A 23,174-nucleotide genomic window follows, 5' to 3' on the forward strand; every position below is an offset into this window, starting at 1 on the left:
CTCGCGCCCATGACAGTTCGCCCCATCAGGATCTTCGGGGATCCGGTGCTCAATTCCGAAGCCACCCGCATCGACACGTTCGACGAAGCGCTACGCACGCTGGTCAGTGACATGCTGGAGACGATGGATGCCGCCGGCGGCGTGGGCTTGGCTGCCAACCAGATCGGGCTGACCAAGCGCATTTTTGTCTACGACTGCAACGGCATGCGCGGCGCCCTGATCAATCCGGTGTGGGAGCCGATCGACGACTACGTGCAGATCGGCCCAGAGGGCTGTTTGTCCATCCCGGGCATTCAGGCTGAGGTGGAGCGGCACGAGAACGTCATCGCTCGCGGCCAAGATGAGTTCGGCCGTCCGGTGGCAATCCGCGGCAACGGCTTGCTGGCGCGCTGCATCCAGCACGAAACAGACCACCTGGACGGGGTGCTGTTCCTGCGGCGTTTGGAGCCGGAGGTGCGCAAGGAAGCCATGGCGGTTATCCGCGGTGCGGATTGGTACCAGGCACAGGGGGAGCTGGTTGAGGAAGGAGACAGGGCATGAGATTGATTTTCGCAGGCACACCCGAACCGGCCGTCGTCGCACTGCAGAAGCTCATCGCCTCCGATCACGAGGTCGTCGCAGTGCTCACCCGCCCGGACGCGAAGAAGGGCCGCGGCCGCACCCTGCATCCGTCGCCGGTCAAGGCGCTGGCTATGGAGCACGGCATCGAGGTGCTCACCCCAGAGACGCTTCGCGATAACGAGGAGGCGCATGCCCGACTGACGGAGCTGGCCCCTGACGCTATCCCCGTTGTCGCCTACGGCAATCTCATCCCAGAGGACTTTCTGACCATTCCCCGCCACGGCTGGATCAACCTGCACTTTTCGCTGCTGCCGCAGTGGCGCGGGGCCGCCCCCGTGCAGGCGGGGATTCTCCACGGCGACGAATTCAGCGGCGCCACGACGTTCCGGATCGACCAGGGCTTGGACACCGGCGACATCATCGGTCAACAGCGAGAAGAAATCCGCGCCACCGACACGGCGGATGACCTGCTGACGCGCCTGGCCTATGACGGTGCTGACCTGCTTGTCCGCACCATGGATGACCTGGAATCCGGCACCGCGATATTCACCCCGCAGGAGGGGGAGGCGACCTACGCGCCGAAGATCACGAAAGATGATGCCCGCATTGACTGGCAGTCCTCCGCGGCGGAGATTGACCGCGCCGTTCGCGCCCACACACCGGGCCCCGGAGCGTGGACAACGCTTGGCGACGCCCGCTACAAAGTCGGCCCCATCACCCCCTCCCACGAGCAACTCGCGCCGGGGCATGTGGCCATTTCCAAGGACGAAGTGCGTGTTGGCACCGGCGACGGGTCCGTTGTGCTGGGCATGATCCAGCCCCCGGGAAAGAAGATGATGCGGGCCACCGACTGGGCCCGCGGCCTCCACACCTCCGGCTCTGAAGACAGGTCTGGAGCTGGTGCGGAGGTGGTCTTCGAGTGAGCGGCGGATTCCGGTCGCGCACGAAGAGCGCGCAGCAGGGCAAGCCAGGGCAGTCCCAGTCCAGGCAGGGAAAGCCGAAGCAAAGGCACAACACGCAGAAGCGGCCGCAGGCGCACTCGCGCATTGGCGACGCTGCACGCGAGGCCGCGTTCGACGCGGTGCTGCGCGTGGAGACGGAGGACGCGTTCGGCAACCTGGTCCTGCCGCAAATCCTCCGTGAACGCAAAGTCAAAGGCCGCGATGCTGCTTTTGCCACCGAGCTGGCCTACGGCACGTTGCGGACGCTGGGGGTGCTCGACGCGGTCATCGCGGAATGCTCGTCGCGTCCCCTGACTGAGCTCGACCCAGCCGTGTTGACGGCGTTGCGATTGGGCACCTACCAGCTGCTGATGACGCGGGTGGATGACCACGCTGCCGTCGACACCTCAGTGCGCCTCGCGGAGGCCGCAGGCCAAGGCAAGGCGAAGGGCTTTGTCAACGGCATCTTGCGCACTGTCGCCCGCACGTCGGCGCATGAATGGATGGATAAGCTCGCGCCGTCCGACGAGCCGGCGGCGACCGCGTTTCGCACCGCGCACCCGGAATGGATCGCGCGCTCGTTCGCGCGGGTGTTACCCGCAGAAGAATTGGAAGCGGCGCTCAAAGCTGATTCGGAGCGGCCGAAAGTGCATCTCGTTGCGCGGCCGGGGGAGATGAGCGCGGAGGGGCTCGCACTGGTCACCGGTGGCGAGGAGGGGCGCTACAGCCCCTACGCTGTCTACCTCGACGGCGGTGACCCAGGATCACTCGAACCGGTGCGCGACCGCATGGCGGCGGTGCAAGACGAGGGTTCGCAGCTCATCGCCCGCGCGGTGACCGAAGTGCCCGTCGAGGCTGACGGCGGCGACCACGGCCGTTGGCTGGATCTGTGCGCAGGCCCAGGCGGCAAGGCCGCGCTCATGGGCTCCATCGCCGCGATCGACGGCGCAACGGTCGATGCGGTGGAGATCGGGGAGACCCGCGCTGAGTTGATCCGCAAGAGCACCGAAGGCTTGCCGGTGACGGTCCACGTCGCCGACGGGCGCAATCCCGGTCTCGAGGCGGGCTTTGACCGCGTGCTTGTGGACGCCCCGTGCTCCGGCCTAGGTGCCCTGCGCCGCCGCCCTGAAGCCCGGTGGCGCAAGAGCGAAGACGACGTTGCTGAGTTGAACACGCTGCAGGAAGAGCTGCTCGCCTCCGCCGTGAATCTGGCCAAGCCCGGTGGTGTGGTGGTGTATTCCACGTGTTCGCCGGATGCGCGGGAGACGCGGGGGATCGTCGAGAAGCAACTGGCGAAGGGGGACGTTGAAGAGCTGGACGCACGCGAGTTCCTTCCGGAGATGGGCGAGCTTGGTGAGCACCTCAGTGCGCAGATGTGGCCGCACCGACACGGCACGGACGCTATGTTTCTGTCCGTTCTCCGTAAGATGAAGTCATGATCTACATCGCCCCGTCGATCCTGGCCGCCGATTACGCCGCGCTCGGCGCGGACGTGGAAAAGGTACCCACCGCCGACTTGATCCACGTGGACATCATGGACGGCCACTTCGTGCCTAACCTGTCATTCGGGCCGGACGTGACCAAGGCCGTCAACCGCGTCACCGACCAGTTCCTGGACATCCACATGATGATCGAGGAGCCGGAGCGCTGGTTCGAGACCTACATCGATGCTGGCGGCGACCGTCTCGTCTTCCACATCGAGGCAACGAACGACCACATCAACGCAGCAAAGAAGCTGCATGACTTGGGCGTCGAGGCTGGATTCGCGATCAAGCCCGGCACGCCGATCGAGCCGTATCTCGGCGACCTCGAGCACTTCGAGGAAGTCATGATTATGAGCGTCGAGCCCGGTTTCGGCGGCCAAAAATTCATGCCGGAGGTCTTAAACAAGGTGGTCACGTTACGCGAGCACATCGCAAACGCTGGCTTATCGACGATCATTGGCATCGACGGCGGCATCGGCGAATCCACCATCAAGCAAGCCGCTGAGGCTGGCGTGGAGTCTTTCGTCGCGGGATCGGCGGTGTTCGGCGCGCACGACCCGGCAGAGGCAGTGGAGAAGCTGCGCGGGTTGGCGACCGAGGCCCGCCCGGCGGATGCTGTATGAGGCACTACACCCACACATTCACCGAACAGGAAGAAACAGCGCTGTGGGAAGCGCTCGACGCCGGTGCTGAAGTGCGGGGCACGACGAGCCCCAACCCGCCTGTCGGGTGCGTCATCTACCGCGAGGTTGAGCCGGTGATCGTGGACGACTGGGACCAGGCCGAGCCGGAGATCATCGCCACCGGGGGAACCGAACCTGTCGGCGGACGGCACGCGGAGATCGTCGCCCTCGACGCGGCGCGTGAAAAGGTCGGGGATGACGGGCTGAGGGGCGCGTGCATGCTGGTCACCCTTGAACCGTGCAACCACACCGGGCGGACAGGGCCGTGTGCGGAAGCGATCGTGGCGGCCGGTATCGCCAAAGTCGTCTACATCGAGCCGGATCCGAATTCGGAGGCATCCGGCGGTGCCGAGTACCTGCGCCGGCACGGGGTGGAAGTGCACCACAAGACCTACGACGTGACCGGACTTGCGCCATGGTTGACGGCGGTGCGCCACGGCCGGGTGTCGGTCACCGCCAAGTTCGCCGCTACCCTTGACGGGTTCGTGGCTGCGCCGGATGGGTCGAGCCAGTGGATCACCGGTCCGATCACCCGCGAGTGGGTCCATGAGGATCGCTCGCGGGTGGACGCGATCATCATCGGCACCGGAACGGCCCTGGCTGATAACCCGTCGTTGACTGCCCGGAAAGCTGACGGAACGTTAGCGGAGAGGCAGCCGCGCAGGGTGGTCGTCGGCACGCGTGAGGTACCGGAGGGCAACCTGACCCGGCTTGGGTTCGAGCAGTACGCCACCCCGCAGGAGGCGCTCGACGCGTTGTGGGAGACCGGGGCGCGGCACGTCATCGTAGAAGGCGGGCCGACGCTTATGCGCAGCGTGTTCGAGCTCGGCGTCGTCGACGCGATTCACGCATACGTCGCCCCGATGCTTTTCGGGGCTGGACGCAGCATGATCGATGGACCATTGGTGGGCACGCTTACGCAGGCGCAACGCTATGAGATCGACTACGTCGACTACACCAGCAACGACGACGTGCTCATTGCGCTTCGCCGTTGCGAAGAGTGCGAGGAAGAGGAGACTTGATGTTCACGGGCCTGGTGGAGGAAGTGGGAAGCGTCGAGAAGCTGGAGCGGCTCGATGAGGCCGTGCGACTCACGGTGCGCGGACCGAAAGTCACTGCTGATGCCCAGCCGGGCGACTCGATCGCCGTCGACGGCGTGTGTCTAACGGTCGTGGAGGCTGCAGGTGGCGTGTTCACCGCCGACGTCATGCAGGAAACGCTGAACCGCTCCCGCTTGGGCAGCTACGAGGTCGGCTCGAACGTCAACCTCGAGCGAGCCCTGGCGGCGGGGGCGCGAATGGGTGGCCACATCGTGCAGGGGCATGTCGACGGTGTCGGCGAGCTCATCTCCCGTGAAAGTTCAGAGCACTGGGACGTGCTGCGTTTCTCGCTGCCGGAGCAGCTCGCGCGCTACGTCGTGGAGAAGGGCTCGATCGCGCTCAACGGCACCTCGCTGACAGTCTCTGCGGTAAGCGCGGACTACGTGGAGGTCTCGCTCATCCCGACGACGTTGGCTGAAACGACATTCGGTGAGTTGGCCGTCGGCGAGCCGGTGAATATGGAAGTTGACGTGGTGGCCAAATACGTCGAAAAAATGGTGGCGGGCTACCATTAGTCCCCATGAGCGACACCCTGCGACTGGATTCTATTGATCACGCCGTGGCAGCCATCGCCCGCGGTGGGGCGGTCGTGGTTGTCGACGATGAAGACCGTGAGAACGAGGGTGACCTCATCTTCGCAGCAGATCACGCGACGCCTGAGCTCGTTGCGTTCATGGTGCGCTATTCCTCCGGCTACATCTGCGTGTCCATGGAGGACTCCCGCGCCAGTGAACTGAACCTGCCGCCGATGGTGGCGCAGAACGAAGACGCACGCGGCACGGCCTATGCCGTGACCGTGGATGCGGCGACGGGAACGACGGGGATTTCAGCCCGCTCGCGTGCGGAGACGATCCGCCGGCTCGCCGACCCGAGCTTTGGCCCGGAGGCGTTCACCCGACCCGGTCACATTGTTCCGTTGCGTGCCCGCGCTGGCGGGGTGCTCGCCCGCGACGGGCACACCGAGGCCGCTGTCGATCTTTCCCGCATGGCCGGCTGTGCGCCGGTGGGCGTGCTGTGCGAGATCGTGTCCGAAGACGACCCGACCGACATGGCGCGCGGGCCTGAACTCCGCCGCTTCGCCGACGAGCACGGCCTACCAATGATCTCGATCGCGCAGCTCATCCAGCACCGTCGCCGCACCGAGCCAATGGTCGAGCGAGCAGCTACGACAACATTGCCCACCGATTACGGCGTGTTCACGGCGTACGGTTACCGCGCGCTTGTCGACGGCACCGAGCACGTCGCCCTCGTCGTCGGCGACGTCACCGAGGCGGGCGGGGACGACGATGTGTTGGTCCGTGTCCACTCGGAGTGCCTGACGGGGGATGTGTTCTCCTCGACACGTTGCGACTGCGGCCCGCAGCTGCACGAGTCCATGCGCCGGATCCAAGCCGCCGGGCGCGGTGTGATCGTGTACGTGCGCGGGCATGAGGGCCGCGGCATCGGACTGGTGGCTAAACTGCAGGCCTACCGTCTGCAGGACGACGGGCTCGATACCGTCGATGCGAACTTGGAGCAGGGTTTGCCGATCGACGCGCGGGAATACTCCGTTGCCGGCCACATCCTCGCCGATCTCGGCGTAGCCTCGGCGGAGGTGCTGTCCAACAACCCGGACAAGGTGGAGGCCTTGAGCGGTTTTGGACCTGTCATTGCCGGGCGCACCCGCATTGAAATCGCCCCCTCCCACGACAACATCTATTACCTGCGCACAAAGCGCGACCGGATGGGCCATGACCTGCCGCTGGTCACCGAATGGGAACGCACGCACGGTGTGTGAAGCTCTGCTTCACACGGGTAAAAGAAGGGAAAGAAACCGTATGGCTACGACCGGAGCGCCCCAGCTCGCACAGTTGAATGCCGAGGGAATGTCGGTGGCGGTGGTGGTGACGAAGTGGAACGCAGGCATCGTCGATAAGCTGCGTGACCGCGCCGTGACCGCCGCACGCGACGCTGGTGCGAAGGTCGAAGTCTTTTCTGTCGCTGGCGCGCTGGAGCTGCCGGTTGTCGTGCAGGCGTGCGCGAAGCGTTTCGACGCCGTCGTCGCCCTCGGCTGCGTCATCCGCGGTGAAACGGCCCACTTCGATTATGTCTGCGATTCCGTGACGGAGGGCCTCACCCGGGTGGCGCTCGATGAGGAAGTGCCTGTGGGCAGCGGCGTGCTCACCGTCGACAATGAGCAGCAAGCACTTGACCGCGCCGGCGGCAAAGGCGCGAAGGAAGACAAGGGCGCAGAAGCTGTTGCTGCGGCGCTCGGTGCAGCTAAGACGCTGGCGCAGGTGCGCACATTCCCGCTTTTGGCCCGCGACTAGCGCGAGCACTAGGATGGCCAGTGAGATGAGCCCTGACACCAGTTCCGACAGCCCCGAGATGACCAGCCCTGACAAGCGGGCGCCGTTGAGCGATGAGGAACTCGCATACTTCAACGCCCTCGACCCCCATGCCGTGACCTCGACGAAGCCGTGGAAGTTCGAGGCAACGTCTCCGGCACTCAAGCGCATTGCGGTGATCGCCATCGTGGTGATCATGGCTGTGCACATCTTCATGGGGGCAGTCGTCGACATCGAGTTCACAGGCGCCGCTATCACGACACTGGACAAGCTCGCTTTCCCGGGCATCGGCCTGATTCTGTCCGCATTCACCTGGTGGGGCTTGTCGCGGCCACGTGTGCGGGCGAACGAGGACGGCGTGGAGGTGCGCAACATCATCGGCACACGCTTCTACCCGTGGGTGGTCATCTACGGTTTGGCATTCCCGCGCGGGTCGCGCATGGCGCGGTTGGAGTTGCCGGAGTTCGAATACGTGCCGCTGTGGGCGATCCAGTCCGCCGACAAAGAACGCGCTGTGGCTGCGGTGAAGGACTTCCGCGAGCTCGAAGCCCAGTACATGCCCGAGGACTAGATGGCTAACCCAGAGTCCTACCGCCCGGCACCGGGAACAATCCCCACTGATCCGGGCGTCTACAAATTCCGTGACGGCGCCGGCCGCGTCGTCTACGTGGGCAAGGCGAAGAACCTGCGCTCCCGGCTGAACAACTACTTCCAGCCGCCGCAAACGCTCCACCCGCGCACGCGTCAGATGGTCTTCACGGCTGCCAAGGTCGAGTGGACGGTCGTAGCCAGCGAGGTCGAGGCGCTGCAGCTCGAATACACGTGGATCAAACGGTACGACCCGTGGTTCAACGTCATGTACCGCGACGACAAGACCTACCCAATGCTCGCGGTGAGCGTAGGGGAGAAGTACCCGCGGGCGTTCTTCTACCGCGGTCCGCGGCGCAAAGGCGTGCGTTACTTCGGCCCCTTCTCGCATGCGTGGGCGGTGCGCGAAACCTTGGACCTGCTCACGCGCGTGTTCCCGATTCGCACGTGCTCCAACGGCGTGTTCAACCGGCACGAACAGCTAAGGCGGCCGTGCCTACTGGGGTACATCGACAAGTGCTCGGCGCCGTGCGTGTCGCGCGTGAGCGAGCCGGAGTACGACGACATTGTGAACGGCTTCATGGGCTTCATGTCCGGCCGCACCGATGCCGTAGTGAAGGGTCTCACCTCCCAGATGATGGAGGCGAGCGAGAACCTCGAGTTCGAAAAAGCCGCCCGGCTGCGCGACGATCTGGGCGCCGTGAACAAGGTGATGGAGAAGCAGACGGTCGTGCTGTCCATCGACACTGATGCGGATGTCATCGCCTTCGACACCGACGAGCTCGAGGCCGCCGTGCAGATCTTCACTGTCCGCGACGGCCGCATCCGTTCCCAACGGGGGTGGGTCGTGGAGAAGACCGGTGATGAGCCGGGCTCCATGGAGCGTCTCGACGAAGGCCAGGACGACCCCGCCCTGCCCGTCCTCATGCAGAACTTCCTCGTGCAGTACTACTCCGATGCCGTTGAGCGGATGGAGCAGGAGCAAGCTGAAGACGAGCGTTTGGCTGCGAAGAAGGTCCGCCGCCGCGGCGTGGACCAAGAGTCGCGCGCACAGGTGAAGCAGCCGATGCCGGTGCCGCGCGAGATCCTCGTGGAGGTCATGCCGGCGGAGGCGGAGGAGACCCAGGCTCTGCTGGAGAAGTTGCGCGGCGGGCCAGTGTCATTCCGCGTGCCGCAGCGCGGCGACAAGAAGTCTCTCATGGAGACCGTGCACCGCAACGCGAAGGAGTCACTGCGCCAGCACAAGCTCAAGCGCGTCGGCGACCTCACTGCGCGCTCCCAGGCGTTGCAGGACATTCAAGACGCGTTGATGATGGACGAGGCCCCGTTGCGCATTGAGTGCACCGATATCTCCCACATCCAGGGCACTGATGTCGTGGCGTCTCTCGTCGTCTTCGAAGACGGACTGCCCAAAAAGGCGGACTACCGCCGCTACCGCATCAAGGAAGCCGCGGGCGACGGGCGTTCGGATGACGTCGGCTCCATTGCGGAAGTCACCCGCCGCCGCTTCAAGCGCCACAACGAAGATAAGCTGGCCAACCCGGAAGAAAGCGACCAGGTCTTCGACGACGAAGAAGACTCAGCAGTGGAATCCACAGGCAACAAGCGCTTCGCCTACCCGCCGCAGCTGTTCATCGTCGACGGCGGCAAGCCGCAGGTCAACGCCGCCCAAGCGGTGTTCGATGAGTTGGGCATTGTAGACGTCACTCTCATCGGCCTGGCCAAGCGCCTCGAGGAAGTGTGGGTGCCCGACGACGACGAACCGCTCATCCTCCCGCGCAACTCCGAGGGCATGTACCTGCTGCAGCAGATCCGCGACGAAGCCCACCGCTTCGCCATTACCTACCACCGGCAGCAGCGGTCGAAGCGAATGCGGGCGTCTGCCCTCGACGGCATCCCCGGCCTCGGCCCAGCCCGCCGCAGCGACTTGGTGAAGCACTTCGGCAGTGTGAAGAACCTCAAAGCAGCCAGCGCCGAAGAGATTGAGGAAGTGCCGGGAATCGGCCCGAAACTGGCGGAGACGGTGTGGCAGCATTTGCGCAAGGATCCGTCGTCAAGCGAATAGCTTAAAATGGTGTCCATGGCATCTGAACTGCGACCAGTGATCATCACCGGCATGTCCGGCGGAGGGCTGTCCTCGGCGGCGCGCGTCTTCGAGGACAAGGGGTACTTCGTCTCCCAGAACCTGCCGCCGCAGCTGATCATCGAGCTGATGGACCTCGCGGCGGAGAAAAGCTCGCCCGTGGACAGGCTCGCCGTGGTGACAGATGTGCGCGCCCGCATCTTCAAGGGTTCGCTCATGGACGTCATCGACAAGGCGCACGAGCGCGGTTACAACCCCTTCGTGCTCTTCCTCGAGGCCCGCGATGATGTGCTGATCAGGCGGTTCGACAGTGTGCGCCGCACCCACCCGCTGCAGGACGACAATCCGCTGCATGTCGGGATCACCCGCGAGCGGGCAGAGTTGGCGCGCGTGCGTCAGGCAGCAGACGTGATCATTGACTCGTCCAACCTGTCCATCCACGATCTGCGGCGCGCCATCGAAGCGTCTGTCGGTGACCTGGATTCAACGAAGCAGCACGTGACCATTGAATCCTTCGGTTTCAAGCATGGCTCGCCGCGCGACGCGGACCTTGTGCTCGATGTGCGCTTTCTGCCGAACCCGTACTGGATCGAGGAGCTGCGTGATTTCCGCGGCATTGATGCCCCTGTCAGCGATTATGTGCTGTCGCGGCCAGGCGCTGATGAGTTCGTCGACGGTGTGGTGAACCTGCTCAGCTCCATGATGGCTGGTTACAAGCACGAGGGCAAAGACTTCGTCACCGTCGGTATTGGTTGCACCGGTGGGCATCACCGATCTGTCGCGGTGTCGGAAGAGATCGGTCGGCGGTTGAATGAGCGTGGCGATGTCGGTGTGTCCGTCATGCACCGCGACCTCAACCGGAACTAAACGCCACGCTAGGAAAGAGGAGATCACTCCCATGACCGAACATCGCGATGTTCTCAGCGTGGCCAGCCTAGGCGGCGGTCACGGCCTGCACCAGACTTTGCTCGCCGCGCGCGAGATTGCGGGGGCACAGCTTGGCGACGGCTGCAGCCCCGAGACCTGCCGCGTCAACGCGATCGTCACCGTCGCCGACGACGGCGGCTCCTCGGGTCGCCTGCGCCGCGAATTGTCCATTGTGCCGCCGGGCGACCTGCGCATGGCGATGGCCGCGCTGACACCGCCCACCGAAGAAGGCGCAGTGTGGAAGAAGGTGCTGCAGCATCGTTTCGGCGGAAACGGCGCCATGGCGGGGCACGCCGTGGGCAACCTGATGATCGCCGGCATGACCGAAGCCTCCGACGACATTCAGCTCGCCTTGGACACCGTGGGGTCATGGACAGACAGCACTGGGCGCGTTCTGCCGGTTGCGCTGCAGCCGCTCGACATCGAGGCTGAGGTCGCCGGGCTTGACGACGACTTCCGTGTCCTCCGCGCCGTGCGCGGGCAGGTGGCTGTGGCGACGACACCGGGCTCCGTCAGGCGTGTGCGCTTGATCCCAGAGGAGCCTGCGGCGAACCCTGCCGCGATCGACGCCATCATGAGCGCCGACGTGGTCACCATTGGTCCAGGCTCGTGGTTCTCGTCGGTGATCCCGCACCTGCTGGTTCCGGAGATCGTCGAGGCGCTACGCAATACTCCAGCCAAGGTCGTCGTCATCCTCAACCTGTCGCCGGAGCAGGGGGAGACCCCTGGCTTCACCACCGAACGCCACATCCATGTGTTCAACCAGCACGCCCCGGAGTTAAAGGTGGACTACTTCCTCGCCGACTCCAATATTCAGCTCTCGCCAGGAGAGCGTTCCTACCTTGAACGGGCGGCAGAAGGCGCCGGTGCTGCGATCACTTTCGCCGACATGTGCGAGCGCGACGAGGAAAACCAGTGCACGAACAGGCACGATCCGGAGAAACTTGCAGCTGCCATCACTTCGCTGCTGCGCGGAAACTAAGCTTTTGGGGAGATTGTCCCCATCCGACACGAAGAGAGGCGACACGGTGGCATTGACAGCACAGGTCAAAGATGAGCTGTTGGGTGTGAACCCCTCCAGCACTGACGCGCGCATTGCCGAAGCAACCGCGATGCTGCGCGTCGCCGGAGAATTCGACCAGGGGCTGCGCGGCATTGAGTTGCGCGCCGATTTCGCGGAACGCTCCGTCGCCGACCACTTGGCCGCCACCATCCGCGACGTGTGTGACGTGAAAGTCGACGTGACGTCCTCTTCGCCGGGGAGCCAATCCCGCGACGTGCGCTACGAGGTCAAGGTCAGCGACGGTGCCCGTGATGTCATCCGCCGCTTCCGATTGGTCACCGCATCCGGACACCCCGTGGTGGGCTTACCGCGCCACATCATCTCCGGCACCATCGCAGAGGTGGAAGCAGCGTGGCGCGGGGCCTTCCTGGCGCGCGGCTCGCTCACCGAACCCGGCCGCACCTCAGCGCTGGAGGTCGTCTGCCCGCGCCAGGAGACAGCACTGGCGTTGGTGGGGCTCGCCCGCCGCCTGTCCGTCGCTGCGAAGACGAAGGAGACGCGTGGCACCGAGCGCGTCTACCTGCGCGACGGCGACGCGATCGGGATTCTGCTCTCCCGCATGGGCGCACCCCGCGTGCGCCTCGAGTGGGACGAGAAGCGCAAGAAGCGCCAAGCGAAGCAGTCCGCTAGCCACCACGCCAATTTCGACGACGCGAACCAGCGCCGTTCGGCCCAAGCTGCTGCAGCCGCGGCTGCCCGCGTCGACCGAGCGATGTCGATCCTCGGCGACGACGTGCCGGAACACCTTGCCGACGCTGGCTATCTCCGCGTCAAACACCGTCACGCGTCGCTGGAGGAACTCGGCCGTCTCGCGGACCCGCAAATGACCAAAGATGCTGTCGCCGGCCGCATCCGCCGCCTGCTGTCGTTGGCCGACAAGCGGGCGAAAGAGCTGGGGATTCCCGACACAAATGCCGCCGTCGCTGAGGACAGTTAGAGCCGCGGAAAAGCACCTGCAGGGGTGCCTGCAATTCTCTACACTTGGGTGGTGAGGGCACGACGTGCCACGACACCAATCCGATAAAAGGAGAAATTCAGTGACCACCCGCATCGGCATTAACGGTTTCGGCCGCATCGGCCGCTCCGCATTCCGCATCATCCTGGAAAACTACGCGGACGAGCTCGAGGTTGTGAAGATCAACGATCTGACCGACAACGAGACCCTGGCTCACCTGATCAAGTACGACACCGCTTACGGCCAGCTGGGCCACGAGGTCGAGTACGACGACAACTCCCTGACCATCGACGGCAAGCGCATTGAGGTCACCGCTGAGAAGGACCCGGCGAACCTGGCATGGGGCGACGCTAACGTCGACATCGTCCTGGAATCCACCGGTATCTTCACCGACGGCGAGAAGGCGCAGGCACACATCGATGCTGGCGCCAAGAAGGTCATCATCTCCGCACCGGGCAAGAACGTCGACGGCACCTACGTGTGGGGTGTGAACCACACCGACTACAACGCTGACTCCAAGATCATCTCCGCCGCATCCTGCACCACCAACTCCCTGGCTCCGGTTGCCAAGGTGCTCAACGATGCATTCGGCATCCAGAACGGCCTGATGACCACCATCCACGCCTACACCGGCGACCAGCGCCTGCAGGACGCTCCGCACAAGGACCTGCGCCGCGCCCGCGCTGCTGCCCAGAACATCGTTCCGACCACCACCGGCGCTGCTAAGGCTGTCGCCCTGGTTCTGCCGGAGCTGGAAGGCAAGCTTGACGGCTTCGCGATGCGTGTGCCGACCATCACTGGTTCCGCCACGGACCTGACCGTCAACGTTGGCCGCGACGTCACGGTCGACGAGGTCAATGAGGCTGTCAAGAACGCTGTCCAGGACCCGGAGTTCGGTCGTGCGCTGGAGTACACCGAGGACCCGATCGTCTCCTCCGACATCATCGGCAACTCCCACGGCGCCATCTTCGACGCTGGCATGACCCGCGTGATCGACGGCAACCTGGTGAAGATCATCTCGTGGTACGACAACGAGTACTCCTACACCTCCCAGTACATCCGCATGACCAAGCACGTCGCTGACAACCTCTAAGCAGGGGCGCGCACCCCGTGCGTCCCTAGCTTGAAGCCCGGGGGAGTGCTCACTCCTTCCCGGGCTTTCACTTACGCTGACACACTTCAAGGAGATAGACAATCATGGCTGTACGTTCCATCGACGAGCTGCTCAAGGAGGGCGTCGACGGCCGCCACGTGCTCGTGCGCTCCGATTTCAACGTCCCGCTCGACGACGACGGCAACATCACCGACGCAGGGCGTATCGACGCATCTCTGCCCACCATCCAGGCGCTTATCGACGGTGGCGCCAAGGTCATCCTCACCGCCCACCTGGGCCGCCCGAAGGGTGAGGTGAACCCGAAGTACTCCCTCAAGCCGGTTGCTGAGGCTTTGTCCGAGCGCCTGGGCCAGTACGTCGCACTCGCATCTGATGTGACGGGCGAGGACGCGCATGAGCGTGCCAACGGCCTGTCCGAGGGCGATGTGCTGCTCGTCGAGAACGTGCGCTTCGATGCCCGCGAAACCTCCAAGGATGAGTCTGAGCGTGAGAGCTTCGCCGACGAGCTCGCAGCTCTCGCAGCTGATGACGGTGCGTTTGTTTCCGACGGTTTCGGTGTGGTGCACCGCGCGCAGGCCTCGGTGTACGACGTGGCCAAGCGTTTGCCTGCATACGCCGGCTACCTCGTCCAGGACGAAGTGGACAAGCTCGCCGCGATCAAGGACAATCCGACCGCCCCGTACATCGTCGTGCTCGGCGGCTCGAAGGTCTCTGACAAGCTCGGTGTGATCGAGGCACTCGCGGAGAAGGCCGATCACGTCATCATCGGTGGCGGCATGTGCTACACCTTCCTCACTGCTCAGGGGCACAACACCCAGGAGTCTCTGCTCCAGGAGGAGATGGTGGACACTTGCAAGGAGCTCATTGAGAAGTACGGCGACAAGATCGTCCTCCCGGTCGACCTGGTGGCCGCTTCCGAGTTCGACAACGACGCTGAGCGCAAGACCGTCGACCTCGACGGCATCCCGGAGGGCTGGCTCTCCCTCGACATCGGCCCCGAGACCGCTAAGAAGTACGCGGAGATCATCGCCGACTCTAAGACCGTGTTTTGGAACGGCCCGATGGGTGTCTTCGAGAAGCCGAACTTCGCCGACGGCACCCGCGCTGTCGCACAGGCGATGATTGACGCTACCGCCAATAACGGCTCTTTCACGGTCGTCGGCGGCGGCGACTCCGCAGCGTCGGTACGCGTGCTCGGGCTCGACGAGGACGGCTTCTCTCACATTTCCACCGGCGGCGGCGCTTCTCTCGAGCTCGTCGAGGGCAAGGAACTGCCCGGCGTCTCCGTCCTCGAGCAAAACTAAGCGGACCAACGGATAAGCCGAAAGGAAGATTTTCATGGCACGTAAGCCCCTTATCGCTGGCAACTGGAAAATGAACCACGACCACCTCGAGGCGATCTCCCAGGCGCAGCGTCTCGCCTTCGCACTGCCGAAGGACTACTACGAGGACGTTGATGTCGCACTGACCGTCCCGTTCACCGACCTGCGTTCCCTGCAGACGCTCGTCCAGGGCGACAACCTGCAGATCACTTACGGTGCGCAGGATGTATCCGCACACGAGTCCGGCGCCTACACCGGTGAGATCTCCGCGCCGATGCTGGCCAAGCTGGACTGCACGTGGGTTGTCGTCGGTCACTCCGAGCGCCGCGAATACCACGCCGAGTCCAATGAGCTCGTCTCCCAGAAGGCGAAGGCCGCACTGTCCCAGGGCGTCACGCCGATCATTTGCGTCGGTGAGCAGCTCGATGTGCGCGAGGCAGGGGACCACGTGAACTTCGTGGTCGAGCAGACCCGCGAGTCCCTGGCCGAGCTGGAGACCTCCCAGCTGTCTGAGATCGTCATTGCGTACGAGCCGGTCTGGGCTATCGGAACCGGGAAGAGCGCATCCGCTGAAGATGCTCAGGAGATCTGCAAAGCTATCCGCGGTCTGATCGCCGAACTCGCAGGGGATGAGGTCGCAGCCGGCATCCGTATCCTGTACGGCGGCTCGGTCAAGACCGACACGATCGCCGACATTATCGGCCAGCCGGATGTTGACGGCGGCCTGGTCGGCGGCGCATCGCTCGACGGCGAGGACTTTGCCAAGCTCGTTGCAGCCGCTGGCGACGCAGTCCGCGCCCAGGCATAAACGAATACCGAACACCAGCACCGTGCGCGCCGATTCAGGGCGTGGCACCGTGCTGGTGTAACATGTGAACGGTTAACCGCACCCAACTTCGGAGGCACACACCCCATGACGCTGGCTCTTCAGATCATCCTGGTCATCACCTCGCTTTTGATGACTATTTTGGTCCTGCTCCACAGGGGCAAAGGCGGCGGCTTGTCCTCCCTGTTCGGTGGCGGCGTTCAGGCGAACTTGTCCGGTTCGACTGTGGTGGAGAAGAACCTCAACCGCTACACCGTGGCAGTCGCGATCATCTGGATCGTCTGCATCATTGCGCTCCTTCTGATTCAGGCGTACGGGCTGTAAGCAGTCAGACAAGCACACGAACAAAGGCCGGGAATGATCCCGGCCTTTTCTGCTGTCTGCGCCTAGTTCGTGGATTCGCCGTAGGCGTCGTCGGTGACGAAGAGGGTGGTCTTGGCCAGCTCCGGGACGCGGCTGACGGGCCACTGCGGAGTCGGGGAGTCCTTCAGCAGGGCAGCGGTGGCCTCGGCTTTCTCGGAGCCAGAAACGAGGAGCCAGACCTCCTCGGCGCGTGAAATGCCCGGGTAAGTGAGGGTCAGGCGCTCGGCCGGCGGCTTCGGGGACTCGGTGACGGCGACGACGAGCTTTTCGGTCTCATCTTGCTGCTCCGAGTTGGGGAACAGCGAGTTGACGTGGCCATCGGGTCCCATGCCCATCAGGTGCAGGTCGAAGCCTTCGGGGGCGTGCCTGCGGATGGCATCCTCGTAGTTCGAGGCCGCTTCATCGAGCTGCCCGCTGCCCGGGCGGTACCCGTGAATGTGCGCCTCCGGAATATTGACGTGGTTGAGCAGCGCGTAACGCGCCTGGCCCTCGTTAGAGTCCGGGTCGTAGACGGGCACGTTGCGCTCATCGCCGAAGAACACGTGGACGCGTGTCCAATCGATCTTGGCGCGGACAAGGCGGGACAAAAGCTTGATGCCGGCGCCGCCGCCGGTGAACACTACGCGCGCGATCCCGTCCCTGTGCACCCCACCGGTGGGGGTAGACACGATGGTTTCGATGGTCTCGACGAACTGGGTAGATGCTTCGTCGATAAGCACATCGAGATTGGGGACGTTCCTGACGGTAGTCATTGTGATCGCTCCTTGAAAGCCTTGAAAAACAGCTCGTCTTCGACTCTAGACAACTTTAACGTTGGGCAGAGACTTGAGTGCTTGAGAGTACGCCCAGTCGGGGTCGAGGTGGCGCAGTTCCTCCGCGAGACAGTCAGCGTCGCTGCGCACGCTCATGGCCACGAACGCTTCCGCAACCCCTGGGATTTTCACACTCAGCGTCTTGTCGTCCTTGACTTCGACCTTCACTGGCCCGGAGTCACGGTGCAGGGTGAGACGGCGAACGGGGAACAAGCGTGACGGCTCTGAAGCCGACTGCTCGCTCGCGATACGCCGCACCTCAACGCCGAGAGAGGCGGAGAGCCAGCCGGCGGCGATATCGACACTCGGGTTGTCGTCCGGGCCGTCAATGTCGACGGAGGTGACCGGGTCACGCGGGTACGCGTCGAACGCGGAGGCCACCACACCGCGCCAGTGGGTGATGCGCGACCACAGCATGTCCGAGTCCCCGGGCGCGTAGCCGTTCTTCAGACGCAGCAGGGCGTTGCCGCTAACGTTTTCGCGGACGTTGGTAATGCGGCGGTGCGCGATGCGGCCGAGCGGGTGCTCACTCGGGCGCGCCGGCGCCGTCGACGGCCACCACGCGACAATCGGGGTGTCCGGTAAGAGCAAAGGCGTGACGACGGAATCGAGGTTCCGCGCGAGCTCGCCGTGCAGGTCCATCACGACGATCTCGGAGGCCCCGGCGTCCGCAGCCAGGATGGCCTGCGCATCGAGCGAGGATGGGCCGTCAACATTGCCGGTGATGAGCATGAGCACACGCGAGGGGTGCTCATGGGAAGCCACGCGCACCTGGTCGAGGATGGACTCGACATCATCGTTGATGTCGGCAACGACGATGAGGGTGAGCACGCGGCCAGTAGCCAACGAGTGGTTCTCTTGCGTGTCCAGGAGAAGCTTGGCGATGTCCCGGGTGGACGTATCGGAGAGGGTGACGTACATGGTGTTCCTTCTCTGGTTCTTTCCTGCTAGGGGCGGCGCCAGGTGCGGCCGGTAGCGTGCATCATCTCATCGGCGGATGACGGACCCCACGTGCCGGCGGGGTACTCGTCCGGGCGGCCGTTTTCAGCCCAGTAGTCCAGGATCGGGTCGAGGATCTCCCAGGAGCGCTCGACCTCGGCGGAGGTGGGGAAGAGGCCGGTTTCGTCGAGAAGCGCGTCGAGAATGAGGCGCTCGTAGGCTTCCGGCGACTCCTCGGTGAACGCTTCGGCGTAGGAGAAGTCCATGTTGACGTCGCGGACCTCCATCGTGGAGCCGGGCACTTTGGAGCCGAAGCGCAGCAGAATGCCCTCGTCCGGTTGGACACGGATGACCAGGGTGTTTGCGCCAAGCTGGCTGGTCAAGCCAGGATCGAACGGCTGGTGCGGGGCTTTCTTGAACACGAGGGCGATCTCCGTGACGCGCCGGCCCAAGCGCTTGCCTGTCCGGAGGTAGAACGGTACGCCCGCCCAGCGCCGCGAATTGATGCCCAGGGTGCAGGCAGCATATGTCTCGGTGGTGGATTCCGGGTCGAAGCCCTCTTCCTCGCGCAAGCCGACGACCTGCTCCGAGCCCTGCCAGCCGGCGGTGTACTGGCCGCGGGCCGTCGTCTCTTCAAACGGGCCAATGGGCTTGGTGGCACGCAGGATCTTCAGCTTCTCGTAGCGCAGCTGGCGCGGCGAGAAACTGACCGGCTCGTCCATAGCCACAAGCGCCAAAAGCTGCAGCAGGTGATTCTGGATCACGTCGCGGGCAGCGCCAATGCCGTCGTAGTAGCCGGCACGGCCGCCCAAACCGATGTCCTCGGCCATGGTGATCTGCACGTGGTCGACGTAGCGCGAGGACCAGATCGGCTCGAACAGCTGGTTGGCGAAGCGGAAGGCGAGGATGTTCTGAACGGTTTCCTTGCCCAGGTAGTGATCGATGCGGAACACCGCGCGTTCCGGGAAGACAGAGTTGATCGTCTCGTTGAGCTCCTTGGCCGATTCCAGGTTATGGCCGAACGGTTTCTCAATGATGACGCGGCGCCACTGCTCGTCCGTTCCGTGGGCCATGCCGGTGCGGTCAAGCTGACTAACCACGTTGGCGAAGTACTCGGGCGGCACAGAGAGGTAGAACGCCCAGTTGCCGGCGGTGCCACGCGTGGCGTCCATCTCTTTGAGGAGCTCGGCCATGTTGTCGAAGGCCTGATCGTCATCGAACGCGCCCTGGACAAAGTGCATGCCCTCAGCGAGCCGGTCCCAGACGTGCTCGTCGAAATCGGTGCGGGCACCTTCTTCGACCTGCTCGCGCACGTAAGACTCGAACTCTTCGTTCGACCACGGCCTGCGGCCAAAACCGACGAGAGTGAAGCCGGCGGGCAGAAGACCGCGGTAGGCCAGGTCGTAGATGGCGGGCAGAAGTTTGCGCTTAGCTAGGTCGCCGGTCACGCCGAAGATGACCATGCCGGACGGTCCCGCGATGCGGGGCAGGCGCCGGTCGGCGCGGTTACGAAGAGGATTGGACCATTCGGGTGCCGGTTCCGTCATGGCTGGCGGACCTTTCGTGAGATAAGCGGAAAGGTTGCTCCCCAGTAGAAGGGGAGCAACCGTTGAGCCGTGGTGCCGGCCCGGGCGACTTTCATTCATTAAACCTTAATCGCCAGGGCCGGATGAAGGTTTCGGTTATTTTAGATTCTCGAGCATGGAGTCGAGGAGTTCCTGCCATGCATCGACGAACTTGTCCACGCCTTCCTTCTCCAGCACGCGGACCACATCGGCGATGTCGATACCGACGGTTTCGAGCTGGTCGAAGACCTTCTGCGCGTCCCCAACTGTCCCGTTAAGCGTGTCGCCGGAGACGTTGTCGCCCTCAATCGCAGCGTCAATCGTCGGCTCTGGCATGGTGTTGACGGTGTCGGGGCCGGCAAGCTGCGTGACGTACATGTCTGCCGGGTAGGCAGGATTCTTCACGCCTGTCGACGCCCACAGCGGGCGCTGCTTGTTCGCACCGTCCGGCAATTCAGCCATGGCGGCGTCATCGAAGGAGTCGAGGAATAGCTGGTAGGCCAAGCGAGCGTTAGCGACGCCGGCTTTGCCCTTGAGCTCCTGCGCTGCGTCGGCGTGCTCGTCGCTGATGGCGTCGAGGCGGTTGTCCACCTCGGTGTCCATGCGGGAGACGAAGAAGGACGCTACGGAGTGGATCGTGGACACGTCGTGGCCGTTCGCCGCAGCCTGCTTGATGCCCTCCTTGTAGGCGTCGATGACCTGCTTGTAGCGCTCGACAGAGAAGATGAGCGTGACGTTGACGGAGATGCCCGCCGCCAGGGAAGCGGTGATGGCCGGCAGGGATGCGTCCGTTGCGGGAATCTTGATCATCACGTTCGGGCGGCCCACCATCTCCCACAGCTCGGCAGCATGGGAGACAGTTCGCGCCTCATCGTCGGCGTGGCGCGGGTCCACCTCGATGGACACGCGGCCGTCACGCCCGCCGGTGGACTCGTAGATGTCAAGGAAGAGGTCGCAGGCGTCCTGCACATCCTTGATGGACATGGCGTAGACGGCCTCATCTACGCCGGCTTTGCCTTCCTTGAGCTGCTGGATGTGCTCGTCGTAAGCGTTGCCCTTGGACATCGCGTTGGCAAAGATCGCAGGGTTGGTGGTCACGCCGACGATGGACTTCTCAGCCTTGATCTGCTCCAGGTTGCCGGAGGTGATGCGGTCGCGGGACAGGTCGTCCAACCACGTGGAGGTGCCCAGCTCGAAGAGACGGTCGATTGCGGTCATGGTTGTTCTCCTTAGTGGTGGTGGCTTAGATGTTGTCGCCGCGGACGCGGGTGCGCTGCGGGTCAGCGGCAGAGTCTGCGGGGCCTGCGGATTCGGCGCTGGCGGATGCAATGGATTCGCGCGCTGCTTCAATGACGGCGTCAGCGGTGATGCCGAAGCGCTTGAACAGCTCGTCACCGGGGGCGGACGCGCCGAAGTGCTCGAGCGAGACGTTGCGTCCGTGGTCACCGGTGAAGCGGAACCATGGCATGGACACACCAGCTTCGACGGAGACGCGGGCGCGCACCTGCGGCGGGATCACGGAGTCGATGTACTCGCGATCCTGCTGCAGGAACCACTCCATCGACGGCATGGACACGACACGGGCGGCGACACCGTCCTGTTCCAGCTGGCTAGCAGCTTGAACAGCGAGCTGCACCTCGGAACCGGTCGCGATGAGCAGGACGTCCGGGGTCTCCCTGGAGCCTTCAACGAGCACATAAGCGCCGCGGGCCACGCCCTCGAAAGCCTTCTCCTTGGTGCCCTCTAGAACGGGGAGGTTCTGACGGGACAGGGCGAATGCCTTCGGCTGCTCGTCAGCCTCGATGGCGGCCTTCCACGCAGCGGACGTCTCGTTCGCGTCGGCCGGGCGGATGACTGCCAGGTCCGGGATGGCGCGCAGGGCGGTCAGTGTTTCCACCGGCTGGTGGGTCGGTCCGTCCTCGCCAAGGCCGATGGAGTCGTGGGTGAACACGTAGTAGCCGTCGATGCCTGACAGAGCCGCGACGCGGATGGAGGGGTAGAGGTACTCGGAGAAGATCAGGAAGGTGCCGCCGTAGACGCGGGTGCCACCGTGCAGGGCAATACCGTTCATGATCGCGCCCATGGCGTGCTCACGGATACCGAAGTGCAGGTTACGGCCGTAGGGCTGCGCGGTGAACATGTCGGTGGAGATGGATTCCGGGCCGAAGGACGGCTCTCCCTTGATCAGGGTGTTGTTGGAGCCAGCCAGGTCGGCCGAGCCGCCCCACAGTTCCGGAAGCGTCGCGGCGACAGCCTGGATGGAGGCCTCGGATGCCTTGCGGGTAGCCAGGCCCTTCGCGTCGGGTTCCCAGGTAGGCATGTCGTCGGCCCAGCCCTCAGGCAGGCGGCGTTCGGTCACGCGGTCGTAGAGGGCCTTGTTGTCAGGGTTGGCGGAGGCCCATTCGTCGAAACGCTTTTGCCACTGCGCGTGCGCCTGTGCACCGCGCTGGGCCAGGCCGCGGGTGTGGTTGATCACCTTCTCCTCGACGCCGAACATGACCTCCGGGTCGAAGCCGAGCACCTTCTTGGTGGCCGCGACTTCCTCAGCACCGAGGGCGGCACCGTGCGCGGCACCAGTGTTCATCATGGTCGGGGCGGGGTAGCCAATGACCGTCTTGACGCGGATCATCGTCGGGCGAGAGGTGTCGGCCTTCGCCTCCTCGACGGCGGACAAGATGGCAGCGACGTCCTCGCCGGACTCAACGGTCAGGGTCTGCCAGCCGTAAGCCTCGTAGCGGGCCATGACATCCTCAGTGAAGGCGATCTGGGTGTCGTCCTCGATGGAGATGCGGTTGTCGTCCCAGAAGGCAATGAGGTTACCCAGCTTTTGCGTGCCCGCCAGAGAGGAAGCCTCAGAGGTCACGCCCTCCTGCAGGTCACCGTCGCCGGCGATGACGTAGATGAAGTGGTCAAAGGGGGACTCGCCCGGCGCGGCGGACGGGTCGAAGAGACCGCGCTCGCGGCGCGAGGCCATCGCCATACCCACTGCGGAGGCCAAACCCTGGCCCAGCGGGCCGGTGGTGATCTCCACACCGGCGGTGTGGTTGTACTCGGGGTGGCCCGGGGTCTTGGAACCCCAAGTACGCAGGGAAACCAAGTCCTCGATCTCAAGGCCGAAGCCGCCCAGGTACAGCTGGATGTACTGGGTCAGGGAAGAGTGACCGTTGGACAGCACGAAGCGGTCGCGGCCGACCCAGTGCGGGTCAGCTGGGTCGTGCACCATGACGCGCTGGTAGAGAGTGTATGCCAACGGCGCCAGCGACATGGCCGTTCCCGGGTGGCCGGAGCCGCAGTTCTCCACTGCGTCTGCGGCCAGCACGCGCACCGTGTCCACGGCGCGGGTGTCGGTGTCGGTCCAGTCCTCCGGGTAGCGGGCCACAGTCATGGCCTGCAGCTCCTCGGGCAGGTGTGCGGCGTTGTCAGAGTTCTCGGAAGTCACTATGTCCTCGCTTACCGGGGGTTCGGGGTGATTACTCCACACCACACTAGTGGCAATCATTGCGCCGGTCGCAGGTGGGACC

General features: G+C 64.3%; 22 protein-coding genes. 17 read left to right on the forward strand and 5 right to left on the reverse strand.

Translation table 11 applies throughout. The features are described from left to right. The first annotated feature begins 9 nt into the window (after positions 1–9). From def to secG, 17 genes are all read left to right on the forward strand, one after another. Entirely contained in the window at positions 10–540 is a 531-nt protein-coding gene (gene def / locus KBX17_RS04625; protein ID WP_255995348.1) for a peptide deformylase, read from the forward strand. Beyond that, complete coding sequence (gene fmt, locus KBX17_RS04630) at positions 537–1,484, forward strand: methionyl-tRNA formyltransferase (protein WP_255997613.1); 948 nt, start codon at positions 537–539, stop codon at positions 1,482–1,484. The genes def and fmt overlap by 4 nt, the downstream gene beginning before the upstream one ends. Further along, positions 1,481–2,941 (forward strand): transcription antitermination factor NusB, encoded by a 1,461-nt coding sequence (locus KBX17_RS04635; protein ID WP_256018675.1) that lies wholly within the window; start codon positions 1,481–1,483, stop codon positions 2,939–2,941. The genes fmt and KBX17_RS04635 overlap by 4 nt, the downstream gene beginning before the upstream one ends. Then, the gene (gene rpe, locus KBX17_RS04640; protein WP_255995351.1) at positions 2,938–3,609 is read left to right on the forward strand and encodes a ribulose-phosphate 3-epimerase; all 672 of its coding nucleotides are present in this window, start codon (positions 2,938–2,940) and stop codon (positions 3,607–3,609) included. The genes KBX17_RS04635 and rpe overlap by 4 nt, the downstream gene beginning before the upstream one ends. Then, positions 3,606–4,691: a bifunctional diaminohydroxyphosphoribosylaminopyrimidine deaminase/5-amino-6-(5-phosphoribosylamino)uracil reductase RibD gene (gene ribD / locus KBX17_RS04645; protein ID WP_256018676.1), complete on the forward strand. Its 1,086-nt coding sequence runs from the start codon at positions 3,606–3,608 to the stop codon at positions 4,689–4,691. The genes rpe and ribD overlap by 4 nt, the downstream gene beginning before the upstream one ends. Continuing rightward, positions 4,691–5,284, forward strand: a complete 594-nt coding sequence (locus KBX17_RS04650) for a riboflavin synthase (RefSeq protein WP_255997615.1) — start codon at positions 4,691–4,693, stop codon at positions 5,282–5,284. The genes ribD and KBX17_RS04650 overlap by 1 nt, the downstream gene beginning before the upstream one ends. A 5-nt stretch (positions 5,285–5,289) precedes the next feature. Further along, positions 5,290–6,546 carry a bifunctional 3,4-dihydroxy-2-butanone-4-phosphate synthase/GTP cyclohydrolase II gene (locus KBX17_RS04655; RefSeq protein WP_255995354.1) on the forward strand — a complete coding sequence of 419 codons (1,257 nt, stop codon included), beginning with the start codon at positions 5,290–5,292 and terminating at the stop codon, positions 6,544–6,546. Between the two features lie 40 nt (positions 6,547–6,586). Continuing rightward, positions 6,587–7,078: a 6,7-dimethyl-8-ribityllumazine synthase gene (gene ribH / locus KBX17_RS04660; RefSeq protein WP_255997617.1), complete on the forward strand. Its 492-nt coding sequence runs from the start codon at positions 6,587–6,589 to the stop codon at positions 7,076–7,078. 25 nt (positions 7,079–7,103) lie between these two features. Further along, positions 7,104–7,667: a PH domain-containing protein gene (locus tag KBX17_RS04665; RefSeq protein ID WP_255995356.1), complete on the forward strand. Its 564-nt coding sequence runs from the start codon at positions 7,104–7,106 to the stop codon at positions 7,665–7,667. Then, positions 7,668–9,749 (forward strand): excinuclease ABC subunit UvrC, encoded by a 2,082-nt coding sequence (uvrC, locus tag KBX17_RS04670; RefSeq protein ID WP_255997619.1) that lies wholly within the window; start codon positions 7,668–7,670, stop codon positions 9,747–9,749. Positions 9,750–9,755: 6 nt separating this feature from the next. Beyond that, positions 9,756–10,634, forward strand: a complete 879-nt coding sequence (gene rapZ, locus KBX17_RS04675) for an RNase adapter RapZ (RefSeq protein ID WP_255997620.1) — start codon at positions 9,756–9,758, stop codon at positions 10,632–10,634. 31 nt (positions 10,635–10,665) lie between these two features. Continuing rightward, positions 10,666–11,676 carry a uridine diphosphate-N-acetylglucosamine-binding protein YvcK gene (gene yvcK / locus KBX17_RS04680; RefSeq protein ID WP_005290043.1) on the forward strand — a complete coding sequence of 337 codons (1,011 nt, stop codon included), beginning with the start codon at positions 10,666–10,668 and terminating at the stop codon, positions 11,674–11,676. 46 nt (positions 11,677–11,722) lie between these two features. After that, positions 11,723–12,694: a DNA-binding protein WhiA gene (gene whiA, locus KBX17_RS04685; protein WP_256018681.1), complete on the forward strand. Its 972-nt coding sequence runs from the start codon at positions 11,723–11,725 to the stop codon at positions 12,692–12,694. 100 nt (positions 12,695–12,794) lie between these two features. Continuing rightward, on the forward strand, positions 12,795–13,805 hold the full coding sequence (gene gap, locus KBX17_RS04690; RefSeq protein WP_255997622.1) for a type I glyceraldehyde-3-phosphate dehydrogenase: 1,011 nt from the start codon (positions 12,795–12,797) through the stop codon (positions 13,803–13,805). 104 nt (positions 13,806–13,909) lie between these two features. Continuing rightward, positions 13,910–15,130, forward strand: coding sequence for a phosphoglycerate kinase (gene pgk, locus KBX17_RS04695; protein WP_005290049.1), 1,221 nt, complete (start codon positions 13,910–13,912; stop codon positions 15,128–15,130). A 34-nt stretch (positions 15,131–15,164) separates the two neighbouring features. Next, positions 15,165–15,956, forward strand: coding sequence for a triose-phosphate isomerase (gene tpiA, locus KBX17_RS04700; protein ID WP_005290051.1), 792 nt, complete (start codon positions 15,165–15,167; stop codon positions 15,954–15,956). 105 nt (positions 15,957–16,061) lie between these two features. Then, positions 16,062–16,298 (forward strand): preprotein translocase subunit SecG, encoded by a 237-nt coding sequence (gene secG, locus KBX17_RS04705; protein ID WP_005290052.1) that lies wholly within the window; start codon positions 16,062–16,064, stop codon positions 16,296–16,298. A 62-nt stretch (positions 16,299–16,360) separates the two neighbouring features. Here secG and pgl read toward each other — a convergent pair whose 3' ends face one another. From pgl to tkt, 5 genes are all read right to left on the reverse strand, one after another. After that, on the reverse strand, positions 16,361–17,089 hold the full coding sequence (gene pgl / locus KBX17_RS04710) for a 6-phosphogluconolactonase (protein ID WP_256018682.1): 729 nt from the start codon (positions 17,087–17,089) through the stop codon (positions 16,361–16,363). A gap of 45 nt (positions 17,090–17,134) precedes the next feature. Continuing rightward, a complete protein-coding gene (locus KBX17_RS04715) occupies positions 17,135–18,070 on the reverse strand; it encodes a glucose-6-phosphate dehydrogenase assembly protein OpcA (protein ID WP_256018684.1) in 936 nt (311 codons plus the stop codon). Between the two features lie 26 nt (positions 18,071–18,096). Beyond that, the gene (gene zwf / locus KBX17_RS04720; protein ID WP_256018686.1) at positions 18,097–19,635 is read right to left on the reverse strand and encodes a glucose-6-phosphate dehydrogenase; all 1,539 of its coding nucleotides are present in this window, start codon (positions 19,633–19,635) and stop codon (positions 18,097–18,099) included. Positions 19,636–19,770: 135 nt separating this feature from the next. Then, positions 19,771–20,871 carry a transaldolase gene (gene tal, locus KBX17_RS04725; protein WP_256018695.1) on the reverse strand — a complete coding sequence of 367 codons (1,101 nt, stop codon included), beginning with the start codon at positions 20,869–20,871 and terminating at the stop codon, positions 19,771–19,773. 25 nt (positions 20,872–20,896) lie between these two features. Beyond that, entirely contained in the window at positions 20,897–23,038 is a 2,142-nt protein-coding gene (gene tkt, locus KBX17_RS04730; protein ID WP_256018776.1) for a transketolase, read from the reverse strand. Positions 23,039–23,174: the final 136 nt, after the last annotated feature.

The organism is Corynebacterium sp. CCUG 65737 (assembly GCF_024454115.1).
Lineage (GTDB): Bacteria > Actinomycetota > Actinomycetes > Mycobacteriales > Mycobacteriaceae > Corynebacterium > Corynebacterium genitalium.